Source organism: Sphingomonas fucosidasi (assembly GCF_036663855.1).
GTDB classification, from domain to species: Bacteria; Pseudomonadota; Alphaproteobacteria; order Sphingomonadales; family Sphingomonadaceae; genus Sphingomonas; species Sphingomonas faeni_B.
The window spans coordinates 137,477-152,847 of the sequence record NZ_JAXOJR010000005.1 but is presented as its reverse complement, the minus strand read 5'-3'; the positions used below and the strand labels follow the sequence as shown (position 1 = coordinate 152,847).

General features: G+C 64.6%; 11 protein-coding genes. 4 read left to right on the top strand and 7 right to left on the bottom strand.

What is annotated here, in order from left to right:
- Nucleotides 1–206: 206 nt before the first annotated feature.
- Entirely contained in the window at nucleotides 207–1,220 is a 1,014-nt protein-coding gene (locus U1737_RS10705; protein WP_332796771.1) for a DUF2268 domain-containing putative Zn-dependent protease, read from the top strand.
- Nucleotides 1,221–1,417: 197 nt separating this feature from the next.
- On the top strand, nucleotides 1,418–3,262 hold the full coding sequence (gene typA / locus U1737_RS10700; RefSeq protein WP_056674093.1) for a translational GTPase TypA: 1,845 nt from the start codon (nucleotides 1,418–1,420) through the stop codon (nucleotides 3,260–3,262).
- Nucleotides 3,263–3,563: 301 nt separating this feature from the next.
- On the opposite strand, the gene U1737_RS10695 is transcribed toward typA, so the two are convergent.
- Nucleotides 3,564–4,556: a diguanylate cyclase gene (locus U1737_RS10695; protein ID WP_332796770.1), complete on the bottom strand. Its 993-nt coding sequence runs from the start codon at nucleotides 4,554–4,556 to the stop codon at nucleotides 3,564–3,566.
- Nucleotides 4,557–4,689: 133 nt separating this feature from the next.
- Nucleotides 4,690–5,367, bottom strand: a complete 678-nt coding sequence (locus U1737_RS10690; RefSeq protein ID WP_332796769.1) for a L,D-transpeptidase family protein — start codon at nucleotides 5,365–5,367, stop codon at nucleotides 4,690–4,692.
- 209 nt (nucleotides 5,368–5,576) lie between these two features.
- Here U1737_RS10690 and U1737_RS10685 point away from each other — a divergent pair, with 209 nt between their 5' ends.
- Entirely contained in the window at nucleotides 5,577–5,969 is a 393-nt protein-coding gene (locus U1737_RS10685; protein ID WP_332796768.1) for a hypothetical protein, read from the top strand.
- A gap of 108 nt (nucleotides 5,970–6,077) precedes the next feature.
- Nucleotides 6,078–6,395: a DUF3297 family protein gene (locus U1737_RS10680; protein ID WP_332796767.1), complete on the top strand. Its 318-nt coding sequence runs from the start codon at nucleotides 6,078–6,080 to the stop codon at nucleotides 6,393–6,395.
- Between the two features lie 150 nt (nucleotides 6,396–6,545).
- On the opposite strand, the gene U1737_RS10675 is transcribed toward U1737_RS10680, so the two are convergent.
- From U1737_RS10675 to U1737_RS10655, 5 genes are all read right to left on the bottom strand, one after another.
- Nucleotides 6,546–8,414 (bottom strand): ABC-F family ATP-binding cassette domain-containing protein, encoded by a 1,869-nt coding sequence (locus U1737_RS10675; protein WP_056051982.1) that lies wholly within the window; start codon nucleotides 8,412–8,414, stop codon nucleotides 6,546–6,548.
- 374 nt (nucleotides 8,415–8,788) lie between these two features.
- Nucleotides 8,789–9,646, bottom strand: a complete 858-nt coding sequence (locus tag U1737_RS10670) for a cell wall hydrolase (protein ID WP_332796766.1) — start codon at nucleotides 9,644–9,646, stop codon at nucleotides 8,789–8,791.
- Nucleotides 9,647–9,999: 353 nt separating this feature from the next.
- Complete coding sequence (locus tag U1737_RS10665) at nucleotides 10,000–10,797, bottom strand: LytR/AlgR family response regulator transcription factor (RefSeq protein ID WP_031393111.1); 798 nt, start codon at nucleotides 10,795–10,797, stop codon at nucleotides 10,000–10,002.
- The gene (locus U1737_RS10660) at nucleotides 10,794–11,924 is read right to left on the bottom strand and encodes a sensor histidine kinase (RefSeq protein ID WP_248522659.1); all 1,131 of its coding nucleotides are present in this window, start codon (nucleotides 11,922–11,924) and stop codon (nucleotides 10,794–10,796) included. Before U1737_RS10660 ends, U1737_RS10665 begins: the two co-directional genes overlap by 4 nt.
- Nucleotides 11,925–12,060: 136 nt before the next feature.
- Complete coding sequence (locus U1737_RS10655) at nucleotides 12,061–15,360, bottom strand: TonB-dependent receptor (RefSeq protein ID WP_332796765.1); 3,300 nt, start codon at nucleotides 15,358–15,360, stop codon at nucleotides 12,061–12,063.
- Nucleotides 15,361–15,371: the final 11 nt, after the last annotated feature.

Sequence of the window (15,371 nt, the reverse complement as noted above, 5' to 3'; positions counted from 1 at the left end):
TGCCACCTTCCCAACTGGGCCCCGGCCTCCACCGGGGTGAATAAAATGGATTGCGGAGCGTTGCAGGTCGCCGCCACCTCACGATCCTCCCCCGCAAGGGGAGGTGGCAGGCTTTCGCCTGACGGAGGGGGAGGCAAGCCACCACGCCTGCTCAGTGTCCTCCCCCTCCGTCACCTTCGGCGACACCTCCCCCTTGCGGGGGAGGATTGCGATATCCCCTCTGGCGTCCCGGCAAACACGCGATACTCTACACCATGCTCCGCCCGCTGATCCTCGCGCTCGCCCTCCTCCCCGCGGCCGCCACGAATCATCCCCCGCCAGCGGACCCGCTAACCGCCACGATCCACACCGAGGACGCCGACCGCTTCGCCGGCCTCTATGCCAAGACCAAAGGCAAACCCACCGCCGCACAACTGAAACGCGACTATCTCGACAAGGGCAGCTTCGGGATCGGCGTCTTCACCCCCGGCCGGATCGTCGACGCCGACACGCTCGCGCGCGCGATCGCCGCCAACCCGACCCGCTACGCACAGGCGATCAAGACCTGTCTCCCCGCCGCCAAGGCAGCCACCGACGATCTCCGCGCGATCTATCTCGGCCTCCACGGCGCGCTCCCCGACGTGAAGCTGCCCCAAGTCTATATAGTCTTCGGCGCGGGCAATTCCGGCGGCACTGCAGGTCCCGGCGCGCAGGTCCTCGGCCTCGAAGTGCTCTGCCGCATGTCGCCCACGCCCGAGAAACTCCGCCAGACGCTGCGCCATTTCTTCGCACACGAGACGGTACATTCCTTCCAGCAGGACGCCGGCATGACGCTCGCCCGCGACCCGTTGCTAACCGCGATCCTCGTCGAGGGCGCGGCCGACTTCATCGCGCAACTCGTCACCGGCGAGGAACCGGACGCCGCGCGCGCTGCCTGGGCCGCCCCGCGCGAGGCGGAACTCTGGCGCCAGATGCAGGCCGACATCGCGCTCACTCGCAAGCTCACCGACCAAGACGACCCCGAGGAAGGCTCGCCCGAAGCCAAGGCCTATGCGCGTTGGATCGGCAACTACTCCACGCCGCCCACAGGCTGGCCACCCGAACTCGGCTATTGGATGGGCCTGCGGATCTGGCAGCGTTATTACGCCGCCGCGCCCGACAAACACGCCGCATTGAGAGCGATGCTGGCGGTCCGCGATCCTCGGGTCATTCTCGCCGCCGGACCATACAGGCGCCGATGACCGCAAACGCTCCGTCATCCTGACGAAAGTCAGGAGCCAGGGCCAAGAAACGCTGCGTTCTGTTACCCTGGGTCCTGACTTTCGTCAGGATGACGGGAGGGGTGCGGAGGACCCGAACACCACCCACTCTTCCCGCGGCGCAACAATTACGCTATGGCGCGCGCCAACCCCGTTCCTCGTTTCAAGAGAATACATTCATGAGCCTCCGCAACGTGGCGATCATTGCGCACGTCGATCACGGCAAGACGACGCTGGTCGACCAGCTCTTCCGCCAGTCCGGCACCTTCCGCGACAACCAGCGCGTCGAAGAGCGCGCAATGGATTCGAACGACCTCGAAAAAGAGCGTGGCATCACCATTCTCGCCAAGCCGACCTCGGTCGACTGGACCCCTCCCGGCGAGTCCGAGAGCATCCGCATCAACATCGTCGACACGCCCGGCCACGCCGATTTCGGCGGCGAAGTCGAGCGCATCCTGTCGATGGTCGACGGCGTCGTCCTGCTGGTCGATTCGTCGGAAGGCGCGATGCCGCAGACCAAGTTCGTCACCGGCAAGGCGCTGGCACTCGGCCTGAAGCCGATCGTCGTCGTCAACAAGGTCGATCGTAACGACGCGCGCATCCAGGAAGTGCTCGACGAAGTGTTCGACCTCTTCGTGTCGCTCGACGCGAACGACGACCAGCTCGATTTCCCCGTGCTCTACGCATCGGGCCGCAACGGCTATGCCTCGACCGACATGGACGCGCGCGAAGGCACGCTGATCCCGATGTTCGAGACGATCGTGAAGCACGTGCCGCCTCCCGCCGTGGAAGTCGCCGGCGTGCCGTTCACCTTCCTCGTCACGCTGCTCGACCGCGATCCGTTCCTCGGCCGCGTCCTCACCGGTCGCGTCAATTCGGGTACCGTGAAGACCAACCAGGCGATTCACGCGCTCGATAATGACGGCAAGATCATCGAGACGGGTCGTGCGTCCAAGATCATGTCGTTCCGCGGTCTCGACCGCGTGCCGGTCGACGAAGCCAAGGCCGGCGACATCATCTCGCTCGCAGGGCTTTCGGTGGCCACGGTCGCCGACACGATCGCCGACATCACGGTGACCGAACCGCTGCACGCGCAGCCGATCGATCCCCCCACGCTGTCGATGCGTTTTGCCGTGAACGATTCGCCGATGGCGGGCCGCGAGGGCACCAAGGTGACGTCGCGCATGATCCGCGAGCGCCTGTTCCGCGAAGCCGAGTCGAACGTCGCCGTGAAGGTGACCGAGGCGGCCGACAAGGACAGCTTCGAAGTCGCCGGTCGTGGCGAGCTTCAGCTGGGCGTGCTGATCGAGACGATGCGCCGCGAAGGCTTCGAGCTCGGCATCTCGCGTCCGCGCGTGCTGTTCGGCGAGGACGAGGACGGCAAGAAGACCGAGCCGTACGAGACCGTCATCATCGACGTCGACGAGGAGCATTCGGGCACCGTCGTCGAGAAGATGAACATCCGTAAGGCCGAGATGACCGACATGCGTCCGTCGACCGGTGGCAAGACCCGCATCACCTTCTCGGCGCCGAGCCGCGGGATGATCGGCTATCATGGTGAGTTCCTGTCCGACACGCGCGGCACGGGGATCATGAACCGGCTGTTCGAGAAGTATGGTCCGCACAAGGGCCAGATCGAAGGCCGCAAGAACGGCGTGCTGATCTCGAACGGTTCGGGCGAGGCGAACAACTACGCACTGGGTCCGCTCGAAGAGCGCGGCATCCTGTTCGTGGGCCACGGCGAGGCACTCTATGAGGGCATGATCGTCGGCGAGAACGCCAAGCCGGACGACCTCGAGGTCAACCCGATGAAGACCAAGGCGCTGACAAACTTCCGCGCCTCGGGCGGCAAGGACGACCAAGTCCGCCTGTCCCCGCCGAAGCGTGCGACGCTGGAGCAGGCGATCGCCTACATCGACGACGACGAGATGGTCGAAGTCACGCCGAAGTCGATCCGCCTGCGCAAGCGCTTCCTGGATGCGAACGAGCGCAAGCGGGCTAGCCGGGCTAAGCAGAGCGCGTAAGCCTGACACGGCGAAGCCGGCCAAGCTTACAAGCTCGGCCGGTCTCGCTCAGGCGAGGTCCGACGACGCGGCTTTGCCGCGGCGCGCTGGGCCAGAAATGCAGAAGGGTCGGGGGGAAACCTCCGGCCCTTTTTGTTTGTGCTGAAACCTAGGCGAAGGGGGCCTCCTTCGATCCTCCCCCGCCAGGGGGGGTGGCTGGCGCTTGCCAGTCGGAGGGGGCGGTAAGGGATACGTCTGTTCCGTATCCTCCCCCTCCGTCACCTTCGGTGCCACCTCCCCCTGACGGGGGAGGATCGCAAAGTCACCCGATCAGCCGCATCACCCGCTTAACCCCGCCACCCGGTGCCCCGACCCGGAACGTGTTCCGCCCCGCCGTCTTCGCCGCGTACAGCGCCGCATCCGCCACCGCGAACATCGCCTCCGCATCATAGGCGTAAGCATCGCCCGCCGCCGCGATCCCCGCCGACGCACCAACCCGCAGAATCTCGCCCGCCCACGCGATCGGCATCCGCAGATCGGCCAGTGCCGCAGCGAGTCGCAGTTCGAGCGCCGCGCCCAGCGTTTCCGCGCCGACCAGCACCGCGAACTCGTCGCCACCGATCCGCGCGATCATCGGCGCATCGGGAAACCCCGCCGCCAGCCGTTCCGCCACCACCCGCAGGCACGCATCGCCGGCGGCATGCCCAAATCGGTCGTTGACCTGCTTGAAGCCATCCACGTCGAACAGGATCAGCGCCCCCAGCGGCACGAATCCGGACCCGCCCGCGGGCGCATCAAGGAAACGGCTCTGGAACACCGCGCGGCTCGCAAGCCCGGTCAGCGCGTCATGCTCGGCAAGCTGCCGCATCGCCTCCCAGCGCAGCTTCTCCTCGGTGATGTCCTGCTTGAGTCCATAAAGCCGACGCGCCCGCCCGCCTTCGACGACGACGTTGCCGGTCAGCCGCATCCACCGCCGCGTGCCATCGGTCCGGACGATTTCCGCATCGACCGAAAACCGGCCCCGCTTGGCGTCCCCGCTCGTCCCGGCATCCGCAATCGCCTGAGCGCGTGCCCGTTCCATCGTCTCGCGTGATTCCTCGGCGTACATAGAGACGGTCTCGCGCCGATCGACCCGCTTGTCCGCGGGCAGCCCGAAGAGGTCGTAGATCCCTGCGGTCCACAATAGCGACGAATCCGCCAGGTCACAGCTCCAGGCACCCATTCCCGCCAGCGCGAGTGCGCGTTCTATCAGCGCCGCCTTGTCGAATGTTTCTCCAGACGTCGTCGGCGACCAGATATCGATCGTCGTCGTCATGCCTTGAGCCTGTTTCGCCCGCCCCGTTTTGCCATGGCAGGAGGATATTCGCTCAACCGTTAAGAGCGAATGGCAATACAACGAGTTTGGGTGTTAGTTGCTTACAAGGTAGACCGATTACGGTTCGCCCGCCTCAAGCAGCAGTGATCCGCCCGCCGCGCGACAACCTCTCGCCGCTCGTCACGATCACGCGGTCGCCGAGCTTCACCTGCCCGAAGATCAGCTTGGCAAACGCGGTCGGCACCCCGACACAACCATGCGTGGCATATTTCCCCTCCATCAACGCGCTGCCATGGATCGAAATCCCGTCATTGGTAAGCCGCAGCATGTACGGCATCGGCGCGCCGTAGAGGTTCGACACATGATGCGCGTCCTTTTGGGTGATCTTGAACACCCCCAGCGGCGTCGGTTTCTCGTCCGCGCCATAGATCACCGCAGCCGTCCCGATCTCGTACCCGGCGCGAAAAATCGACAAGGTCTGCGCGACCAGATCGACGGTGATTACGATCGGCCCCTCGGGCACGCCTTCCGTATCCCAGTAATAGGCGCCGTGGCGCAGCGGCTCGGGCACATCCAGCACCCGCTTCACGACATACCCCTCGTCCGGCTCCGCCGCGGCGGCGATGACAGGGGCGAAGACAGTCGAAGGTTTAGGGGCAGGCGGCGCGACCTGCGCCTTGACCACCTGCACAGGCGCTTCCGTCGCGCGCACCATCACCGGCGATCCCGACAAGGCCAGCCCGCCGATCAGCACCGCACTTCCGCCAAGAACGGCAAAAGCGATCGCTCGCGTCGTCATGGTTTTGCGCATCCCACAACTCTAGCCGATATTCGTGAACAATACCCAACCGGGTGCACGCGCCTGAGTCCCCGCCCGGGACCCTCTCCCCCAGCTATACCGTGGGTTAACAACCCGTTCCGAACCAGTTCAGGCCGAATCGCCTAGAGGCTGAAACACGGTCGGACACTTATGCGTTTGTCCCAGGCGGACCGGGCGTAATCAGTAACGGAGTTCGGAAGATGAACGGATTTTTGAAGAAGGCAGGTTTGGGGGTAGCCCTTGCAGCGACCGCGCTGACAGCCGCGGTACCGGCCGATGCACAGCGTTGGGGTCGCGGCGGCTATGGTCGCGGCTGGCACGGTCATCGTGGCGGCGGTAACGCAGCCGGCGCAGCCGTACTCGGCGGTATCTTGGGCCTGGGCGTCGGCGCAGCGATCGCCAGCAGCAAGAACCGCAACCGCTATTACGACCGCGGTTATTACAATGGTGGCTATTACGCGCCGCCGCCGGTAGCCTATTACAACCCGCCGGTCCGTACCTACTACCGCGAGGATTATCGTCCGCGGTGCTGGAACGAGTGGCGGGTCGACCCCTATTACGGCGACCGGGTGTCGGTGCAGGTCTGCAGCTGATCCGATCGAGCGATCGCAGGGAGGCGTCGGGAGGATTCCCGGCGCGTCTTTTGCGTCAGGTGCCTTTTTTCTGGCGCGGGGCGGGCGCTTGCCGCTAGACGCGCGACCATGACCGACACGCCCAACACGCCCGAGACCGAAGCCGCCGCCACCCCGGCCGCAACCGGCGACACGCCCCCCGATCGCCTCTCGATCAACCAGCGCAGCCCGTTCTTCCAGCAGGAGCTGCTCGAGCGCGGCATCGGCATCCGGTTCAAGGACAAGGTCCGCCACGACGTCGAGGAATATTGCATCTCGGAAGGCTGGATTCGAGTCGCGCTCGGCAAGAAGGTGGATCGCAACGGCAATCCCCTGACGCTCAAGCTGGTTGGGCCGGTTGAGGCCTGGTTCGAGCGTCCGGCGGCGACGGACGAAGACGAGGGCTGAGCCAGCCTCCCAAGCAGTCACCGCAGCCAAATTCCGTCACCCCAGCGAAAGCTGGGGTATCCCGGTTGGCGGACGGCGCGACTCCGAACGGGGAGATCCCAGCTTTCGCTGGGATAACGGGGGCGGGGGGAGCCCAGGCTTAGACGTGGCTTAAGCCTCCACGCCCTCCAGCGCCTCGCTAGCCTCCAGCCACTTGGCCTCGCTAGCCTCGAGCTTCGCATGCACCTCGGCGCGACGCTTGCTCAGATCCCCCATCGACATCCGCGAGAACCGCGGTTCAGCATTAGCCGGATCGACCATCGCGCGGTCCAGAGCATTGCGCTCCTTGGTGAACTTCGCGGTCTGCTCCTCGATCTCGCGCAGAGCTTTCCGCAGAGCGGCGTCATTGCTCTTCGCCTCGGCCGCAGCCTTCTTCCCCGCCTTCTTGTCGGCCTTCGACGCAGCATCGCCCTTGCCGCCATCGCCCTTCAAGACGAACGCGATATAATCGTCGAGGCTGCCGTCGAATTCCTTCGCCGTCCCGTCGTCAACCAGCACCAGCCGATCGGCGGTAAGCTCCAGCATATGCCGGTCATGGCTGACCAGCACGACGGCGCCGGTGTACGCGTTGAGCGCCTGCACCAGCGCCTCGCGCGCATCGACGTCCAGATGGTTGGTAGGCTCATCGAGGATCAGCAGATGCGGCGCATCGCGCGTGATCAGCGCCAGCGCCAGACGCGCGCGCTCGCCACCCGACAGCTTGCCGACCCGGGTCGTCGCCTTGTCGCCCGAGAAGCCGAACCGTCCCAATTGCGCGCGCACCGCGGCCGGCGTCGCGCCCTTCATCAGATGCGACATATGCTCGATCGGCGAATCGGTCGGATCGAGTTCCTCGACCTGATACTGGGTGAAATACCCGACCTTCATCTTGCCCGACGACGACATCTCGCCGTCCATCGGCGTCAACTGCGCCGCCAGCAGCCGCGCGAGCGTGGTCTTGCCGTTGCCGTTGCGCCCGAGCAGCGCGACCCGGTCGTCGGGATCGAGCCGCATGTTGAGCCGCTTCAGGATCGGCACGTCGGCATAACCGACCGTCGCCATGTCGAGCGTGATCAATGGCGGCCGCAGTTCGGTCGGATTCGGGAAGCCGAACGACAGCGTCGGATCATTGTAGCTCTCGGCGATCGGCTGCATCTTCGACAGCATCTTCTGCCGCGACTGCGCCTGCTTGGCGGTCGAGGCGCGCGCGGAATTCTTGGCGATATATTCCTGCAGCTTCTCGCGCTGCACCGCCTGGTTGGCGCGCGCCGCCTCGATCTGCGCCAGCCGCTCGGCGCGCTGCCGCTCGAACGCGTCGTAGCCGCCCGGATACAGCGTGATCTTGCCGCCCTGCAGATGCAGGATGTGATCGACCACGTTGTTGAGGAAATCGCGCTCGTGGCTGACCACCACGATCGTCGCCTTGTAGCCCTTGAGGAAGTCCTCCAGCCACATCACCGCTTCGAGATCGAGATGGTTCGAAGGCTCGTCGAGCAGCAGCAGGTCCGGCTGCGAGAACAGCAGAGCGGCAAGCGCGACGCGCATCTTCCAGCCACCCGAGAAGCTGTCGAGCGTGCGCGCCTGCATGTCCTCGTCGAACCCGAGGCCGAGCAGGATCTGCGCGGCGCGCGCGGGCGCGGTATAGGCGTCGATCGCGATCAGCCGCTCGTACACGTCGCCGAGCCGGTCGGGATCCTCGCTCGTCTCGCTTTCGATCATCAGCGCGGCGCGCTCCAGATCGGCTTCGAGTACGGTCTCGAACGGCGTCTTCACGCCGTGCGGGGCCTCCTGCGCGAGGTAGCCGATGCGCGCGCCCTTGGGCATGTCGGCGGACCCGTCGTCGGGCTCGAGCTGGCCTGCGATCACGCGCACCATCGTCGACTTGCCCGCACCGTTGCGCCCGATCAGCCCGACGCGCGAGCCCGGCGGCAACGCGGCGGTGGCGCCATCGAGGATAACGCGTCCGCCCAGGCGCACCGTGATATTGTTCAGGTTCAGCATGGGCGAGCCGTTAGCAGATGCAGCATGGTTTTGCGAGGGGAGGGGAAGGGCGCGTATGCAGGTCGATCGAGGGCTGATCCCGGATCCGACGTTCTTTCTGAATCCTCCCCCGCTAGGGGGAGGTGGCGCCGAAGGCGACGGAGGGGGAGGATACGGAACAGCGGCCGTCTCTAACCTCCCCCTCCGTCTGGCAAGCGCCAGCCACCTCCCCCTTGCGGGGGAGGATCGAGCGCGGATCCGTCGGTAATATATGCCACCACCCCGGCGGGAGGCCGGGGCCCAATTGGGGAACGTCGTTACCGATGGACGGCGCCCCGTTACGACCACCTTTCTAATTGGGCCCCGGCCTCCGCCGGGGTGGTGCTGTGGGTAGGTCAGGTTTCGTCCGAAACGACCGCGTCGGCGCTTTCACCGTTGCCGAGCATCACAGCAGCCCGCCCCCCGACATGAACCCGTACTCCAGAAACCAACCTCGTCTGCACAACCACAGCACCCGGCATGGTCGAGCCAGAACGCGGCACCCCCCGGTGCACCGTCACCCCGTGCAGCACATCAGCCGGCACCGCACCCGAGTCCGCAACGTCATCGCGATTCCCATAATGCACCGAAACGTCAGCAACCTGCGCCGCGGCCACCGCCACGCCACCACCGCTCGGCAAACCAACACCCCGAACCCCAGGCTCCACCCCGGCATAAGCCTGCCGAAACGTCAGCGCCCGCTCCAGCGCCCTCTGCCAGCGATAAAACACATGCGCCCCGACGGTCGTAATCCGCGCCAGGCTCGACGCCCACCACGGCAAAATGCTCGTCGTATGAAACGACGTCGCCGCTCCGACAGGCGCGTACACGCTCCCCCCAAGCGCCGCCGCCGCAACCGTACGCGCGCGATCCCAAGCCCCCAATTCCCGCGGCCGGTTCATCGAGCCATCGCACGTGAAACTGAACTGGCACCCGGTCCGCCGCTCCGCGCCCTGATACACGACTCCGCAGACACTGTTCGGAAAAGCCCGGTCACGCACCCGGTTCAGCACCACCTGCGCCACCGCCCGCTGGCCATCCTCCGATTGCGACCGTGCCTCGTAATACACGGCGGCGGTCAGGCAGTCGGCCGCACGGCTCGCGTCATCGACCGACTGTGAGGTTAGAAAGGGCGGTGCAACCGAAGGAGCCGCTGCCGCAAACGATGCATCAGGCGCAGCCGTTGCAATCTTCGCCGAGATGTCGTCCGGCACATGCAACGCCATCCGGCTCAGTAGCGCGCGGGAGTTCCGCTCGGGCTGGACCCGCGCAATTGCCGCGGGTCGATCCGCTGGCACGCACGACGTCGCCATCACCAACGCAGGCAGGCTAATCAACGCATGCGGATAAAGGCCGTAACCCGACGTCTTCATCCCCCCGGTCTAGGCCGAGGGGTTTAGGGACTGGTTAATGGGGTGCGCTCACTAACGAAGCGGACCCCCGTCATCCCGACGAAAGTCGGGACCTCGTACGGCAAGGGCACCCTTGGAACGGCGAGGTCCCGGCTTTCGCCGGGATGACGGGTGGCCCTAACTTGTCGCGCGCTTGAGATCGGGAAGCGTCAGCCTCAGTGAACGAAGCGCGCCACCACATCGCGATACGACCGCGAAACCTTCACGCTCGCGCCCGAGTTCAGCACCAGGAAGCATTCGCCATTGGTATGCGGCTTGACCTGCTTCACCAGGTCAAGGTTCACGATCGTCGACCGATGCACGCGCTGGAACCGCCTTGGATCCAACCGCTTCTCCAGATCCTTCATAGTCTCACGCAGGATCAGCGTGTTGTCGCCGGTATAGATGCACATGTAATCGCCGGCCGCGTCGATCCGCTCGATCGTGTCGACATCGACGCGGAAGATCTGCCCGCGATCCTTGATGTTGATGAGCTTTTCGAACCGGTTCGCCGACACCGCATCGCCGTCCGGCATGTCCGCCGCCGCATCCGGCGCGACATCGGCGAGCACTTCGCGCAACCGATCGACCTCCTCGACCCCGCGCTTTTCGGACAGTCGCTGCCGAACCCGCTCGATAGTATCGGCCAGCCGCGATTCCTCGACCGGCTTCATCAGATAATCGACCGCCTGCGCCTCGAACGCCCGCAAGGCGTGGTCCGAATAGGCGGTGACGAACACGAACAGCGGCGGCTCGACCTCCATCAACCCTTGCACGACGGAGAACCCGTCGAAGCCCGGCATCTGGATGTCGAGGAAGACGAGGTCGGGCTTGTGCGTCTTGATCGCGCGAATGGCCTCGCGACCGTTCGAGCATTTTTCGATGATCTCGACGTCTTCATGGGCCTGGAGTCGGAGTTCCAGCCCCTGGATCGCCAGCGGCTCGTCGTCGACGAGAATGGTACGGATGGTCATGCGGCCTCTCTGTTCACGTCTTCAAGCTGATACGGAATCTCGATCTCGACCGAGAATCCGCCAGCGGGCGTGGAGCGCGTTTCGAAACGATGGTCGGGCCCATATGCCTGAGCCAACCTGTCTCTAATATTAGCGAGCCCGACGCCTGTCGAATGGCTTGACCCGATCCGCCCCTCGATCAAGCCCGGACCGGTATCGGATACGGCGATCTGCACGCGTTCCCCGGCGAGCCGCACTTCGACGCAGATATCGGCGCCTTCTTCCTGCGGGGTGACGGCGTATTTGATCGCGTTTTCGACCAAAGGTTGCAGCAGCAGCGAGGGCAGCCGGGCGCGTTCGGCGCGCGGATCGATGTCGAATTTGGGTCGCATCCGATCTTCGAAGCGCATCTTCTCGATCTCCAGATATAGCTTCAGCTGGTCCACCTCCTGCGCGACGGTAACGTGCGCGGTCGGCTCGTTGGCCAGCGTATAGCGCAGGAACGACGACAGCCGGCTCAGCATCGCATTCGCCCGTTCGGTCTGTTTCAGCAGCACCAGCGTCGAGATCGAGTTCAACGTGTTGAACAGGAAATGCGGGTTAAGCTGATAGCGCAGCATCGCCAGCTGCGCCGACGACGCCTGGTTCTCGAGATGCTCCATCTGGTCGATCTGTTGCTCGACGATCAGGTAGAAGTTGATTCCGAAATACAGCGCCGACCAGCCGAACAGCACCGTGAAGGTGACATACACCGAGCCGAGCAATCGCGTCAGTGTAACCCCTGGCGTCGCGGTCGCGATGAACGAGAAGGTGAACGCGTCGAGCACCGCGTACAGGAACGTCGCTGCGGCGAGGGTCGCGATCGTCAGGAAGATCCCGACCAGCCGGTTCATCTGGCGATACTGGCCGTACATCGTCGAGAGCAGCAGCGTGATGCAATAGCCGACGATCGCCTCGACGATCACCGGGATCACCCCGTCGAGCGACAGCCCGTTCGAGATCGACACCACCCCGCGCAACAGCAGGTATCCGCTCCACCCGACCGCCTGCAGGATCCAGAACGCGCGCGCCTTGTTCTCGAAGAACGGTCGCGCGGTGAAGGGCAGGCGCCGGGTTTGGCCGGGGAGCGGGGCAGGAGAGTGAGCCATCGGCCTGCGGTCTTACACGCGGGCGGCGATGTGCGCAAAAGCGAGCGTTACGGACAGGACGCGGTCTCGAACGAAAAAGGCCGCCGCTCCCCGAAAGGAACGGCGGCCCGGATCGACCCGATGGCTGGCGTGATGCTTAGAACGTGAAGCGTGCGCCGATACGGATCAGGTAGAGCGAACCGTTGAACACCGGCGAAACTGCGGTGCTCGGTTCGCGGAACGACGAGTAGCGATACTGCGCACATGCCTGACCGGCATTGGTGGCGGCAACACCCGTGGTCCCGGTCGGCGTTGCAGCAGCAAGGCACTGCACCTGCACCACCGAAGCGGTCGATGGGAAGCCGAGCTGGCGCAGACCACCCCATTTGCTGTTGAGCAGGTTCGGAAGGTTCTCGATATCCCCGAAGATCGTCACGCGCGATCCGCCGAGAAAGGTCGGAACCTGCTGTTCGAGATGAAGATCGATACGCGTGAAGGCGCGGCTACGTGCGATGTTGCGGTTCGCGATCTTGCCGCGATAATCCTTCAGTTCGGTGCTATTGATCAGACCCTCGAGCGAAGTCCGCGTTGCTTCGCTGTCATAGCTGACGATCGGATCGCTTGCGCCGGTCGGCACGTACAGCAGATAGCGACCGTTGTTCGACAACGTGCCGAACACTGCGCTCCGCGTGCTGGTGCCACCGGTCTGATCGATCATCGTGAAGCTGTAGTTGCGACCTGCACGCGTCTCGCCGAATAGCTGGATCGCGGTACGATAGTCGCCAAAGAACGCGTGATCGAAGCCGATGTTATACTTGAACGCCCAGCGGGTCTCGTCGTTCGACCGGCCATATGCCGCGAAGTTCGGATCGAGCATCGCCGCATTGCCATAGTTGGACAGTGCGGTCGACGACGTGGCCGGCGTCGCGTCCTTCACGTCCTGCCAAGTGTAACTGCCGCCAAGCGACAGGCCCCAGTCGAAGGTCTTGGAGGCACGAACGTCCCACACATGACCGCGGCCGCGGCTGGTGTTCCCCAGCACGATATCCGTGTTCGGATCGACGACGCTGATCCCGCCGGCGTTGGTCCGCGCGCCATACCGTGGACGGCCATCGGGCAGGCGGCCGATCACCACTGAGCGGGCGTCGCTGAACTGAACCTGCTGGATGACCTTCGAGTAGATATAGTCTGCGCCGAACTCGATTCCGAACAGATCATAATCTGCGGAGAACGTCGCCTTCAGCGTTGAAGGAATATCGAAGCTCGGGTCGATCGCATTGACCGGGGCCGTGCTAAGCGAACCAACGTTGGTCGACAGATAATTCGCGAGCGCCGTCGGAATTGCGCTGCCGTTGACGTTGTTGAGCGCGGCATCACCTACAGCGACCGGCTGGTTGTAGGCCGACGCGCCGCTCAGGGTCCGGTTGACGGTCACGGAGTTGGTCACGATGCCGGTGTTCGAGAAGCTGTTCGACAGGTACACGTCAGGTGCGCCGCCTGCGAAGATGCCGGCACCGCCACGCAGCTTCAGACGCGAGATCGGCGGCTTGAAGTCGAAGCTGATACGCGGCTGGAACGCGCCCAGGCCCTTGAAGTTTTTGGTGTTCGCAAAACCGACGCGGTTCTGGAAGTTGGCGTTATACGGGATGCGGCTCTGCATGTCGTACAGGTCGTAGCGCGCGCCATAGGTCAGGTTCAGCGTATCGCTGACGCGCCAATTGTCCTGCACGCCGAAGGTGTACTGCTGATACCCGAAGTCCGCTGCGGCATCGTCGGTGTTGAGCGACACGGCGTCCTGATAGACGACCTGGTTCGCGCGACGGGCCTGGAAATCGGCAAGCGAGTCGAAATAATACGCGCCGGCGGAATTCTGCAGGAAGAGGTTCTTGATCGTCACGCGCGAGAATTCGCCGAGCAGGCGAATGCTGTGGTCGCCGACCGTGACATTGGCCAACGCCGACCCACCGAATGTTTCGGTCGCGAAGGTGTTCGACTGGCTCGAGGCATCCGGTCCGAAGGCGATGACCGGGGTGCCGGTGCTGCACGACTGGGCCTGGCCGCCAGTGCCGACTGAGGTTGGGTCGAGGCAGACACGGAACTGTGCAAAATCATTGCCGCGCAGCGGATCGCGCGTGCGGGTGTACTTCTTGTATGTACCGCGGACTTCGGTCGAGAACGTGTCGGACCAATCCGAGTTCAGCTGCGCGATACCGGCGCGGAGCAATTCGCCGAGTTCATAGCCGTTCGAGTCGAGCGAGAAGCCCGGTGTCGTGACCGACTGCGAGTTGCTGCCGCTGACGACGAACGAGTCGAACGCGTTGACGTAGGACAGTGCGAGCTTCTGGCCATCGGTGATGTTCCAGTCGAGCTTGCCGACGATCTTCTCGTCCTTCTGCCGCGCAATCGACAGGATCTCGCCCGCGTCATAGCCATAGACCGACTGGGCGATGTTGGCGACGTTGTCGACCTGTGCCGTTGTCAGGAAGCTGCCCTGGCCGAATGGCACCTGCGCCGGCGAAGCGACCGTCAGCGGGCGCGCTTCGGTGTTGCGCTCGGCAGAGACCATGAAGAACAGCTTGTCCTTGATGATCGGGCCCGACAGCGTCGCACCGTAGGTTTCGGATTTGAAGCTCGTCGCAGGACGCGTGAACGACCCGATCTTCTCGCCGTACAGGCCATCGGTGTTCTGCGAATAGAAGCCGGTGCCGTGAAAATCATTGGTGCCCGAGGCGAGCGTCGCGTCGATCGCGCCGCCCTGGAAATTGCCCTGGCGGAAATCATACGGTGCGATCGAGACCGAGACCTGCGCGATGGCGTCGAAGGGGATCGGGCCGCGCGCGGTCGGGCTGGCGTCGGGATTCAGGCCGAAATTGTCGCTGACCGACACGCCGTTGATCGAGAAGCGGTTGAAGCGCGGGTTGCTGCCGGCGAACGACACGGCGCGGCTGTTCGACAGGTCGAGCGTGGCGAAGGGGTCACGGCGCTGGATGTCGCGGATGTCGCGGTTGACCGATGCGACCTTGCTGATGTCGCGCGCGCTGAGCACCGTCTGCGGGCCGTCCGACGACGTGCCGGCGCCGAGGATCGACGATGCGGTGACGACGATCTCGTCGCTGGTGGCGTCGCCGCCTGCCGCGAGTTCGATCGGCAGGTCGAAGGGCTGGCCGACGACGGTGAAGATGTCGGTGACGCTGGTGCTGCCCTGCGCCGACGTGACGTCGACGGTGAACGGACCGCCCGAGCGCAGGCCGGTGACGACGAACGTCCCGCTGGCATCGGTCGTCGCGGTCGACCGCGTACCCGATGGAACGTTGGTGATGACGACGGTGGCGCCGTTGACGGGCGCGCCGGCGGACTGCACCGAACCGCGAATCGTCGCCGTGGTATCCTGTGCCATGGCGGCGGCAGGTGCGACGAGCGCAACGACTGCCACACCCAGGAAAAGGTTGTTCCGCATCAGTAATTACC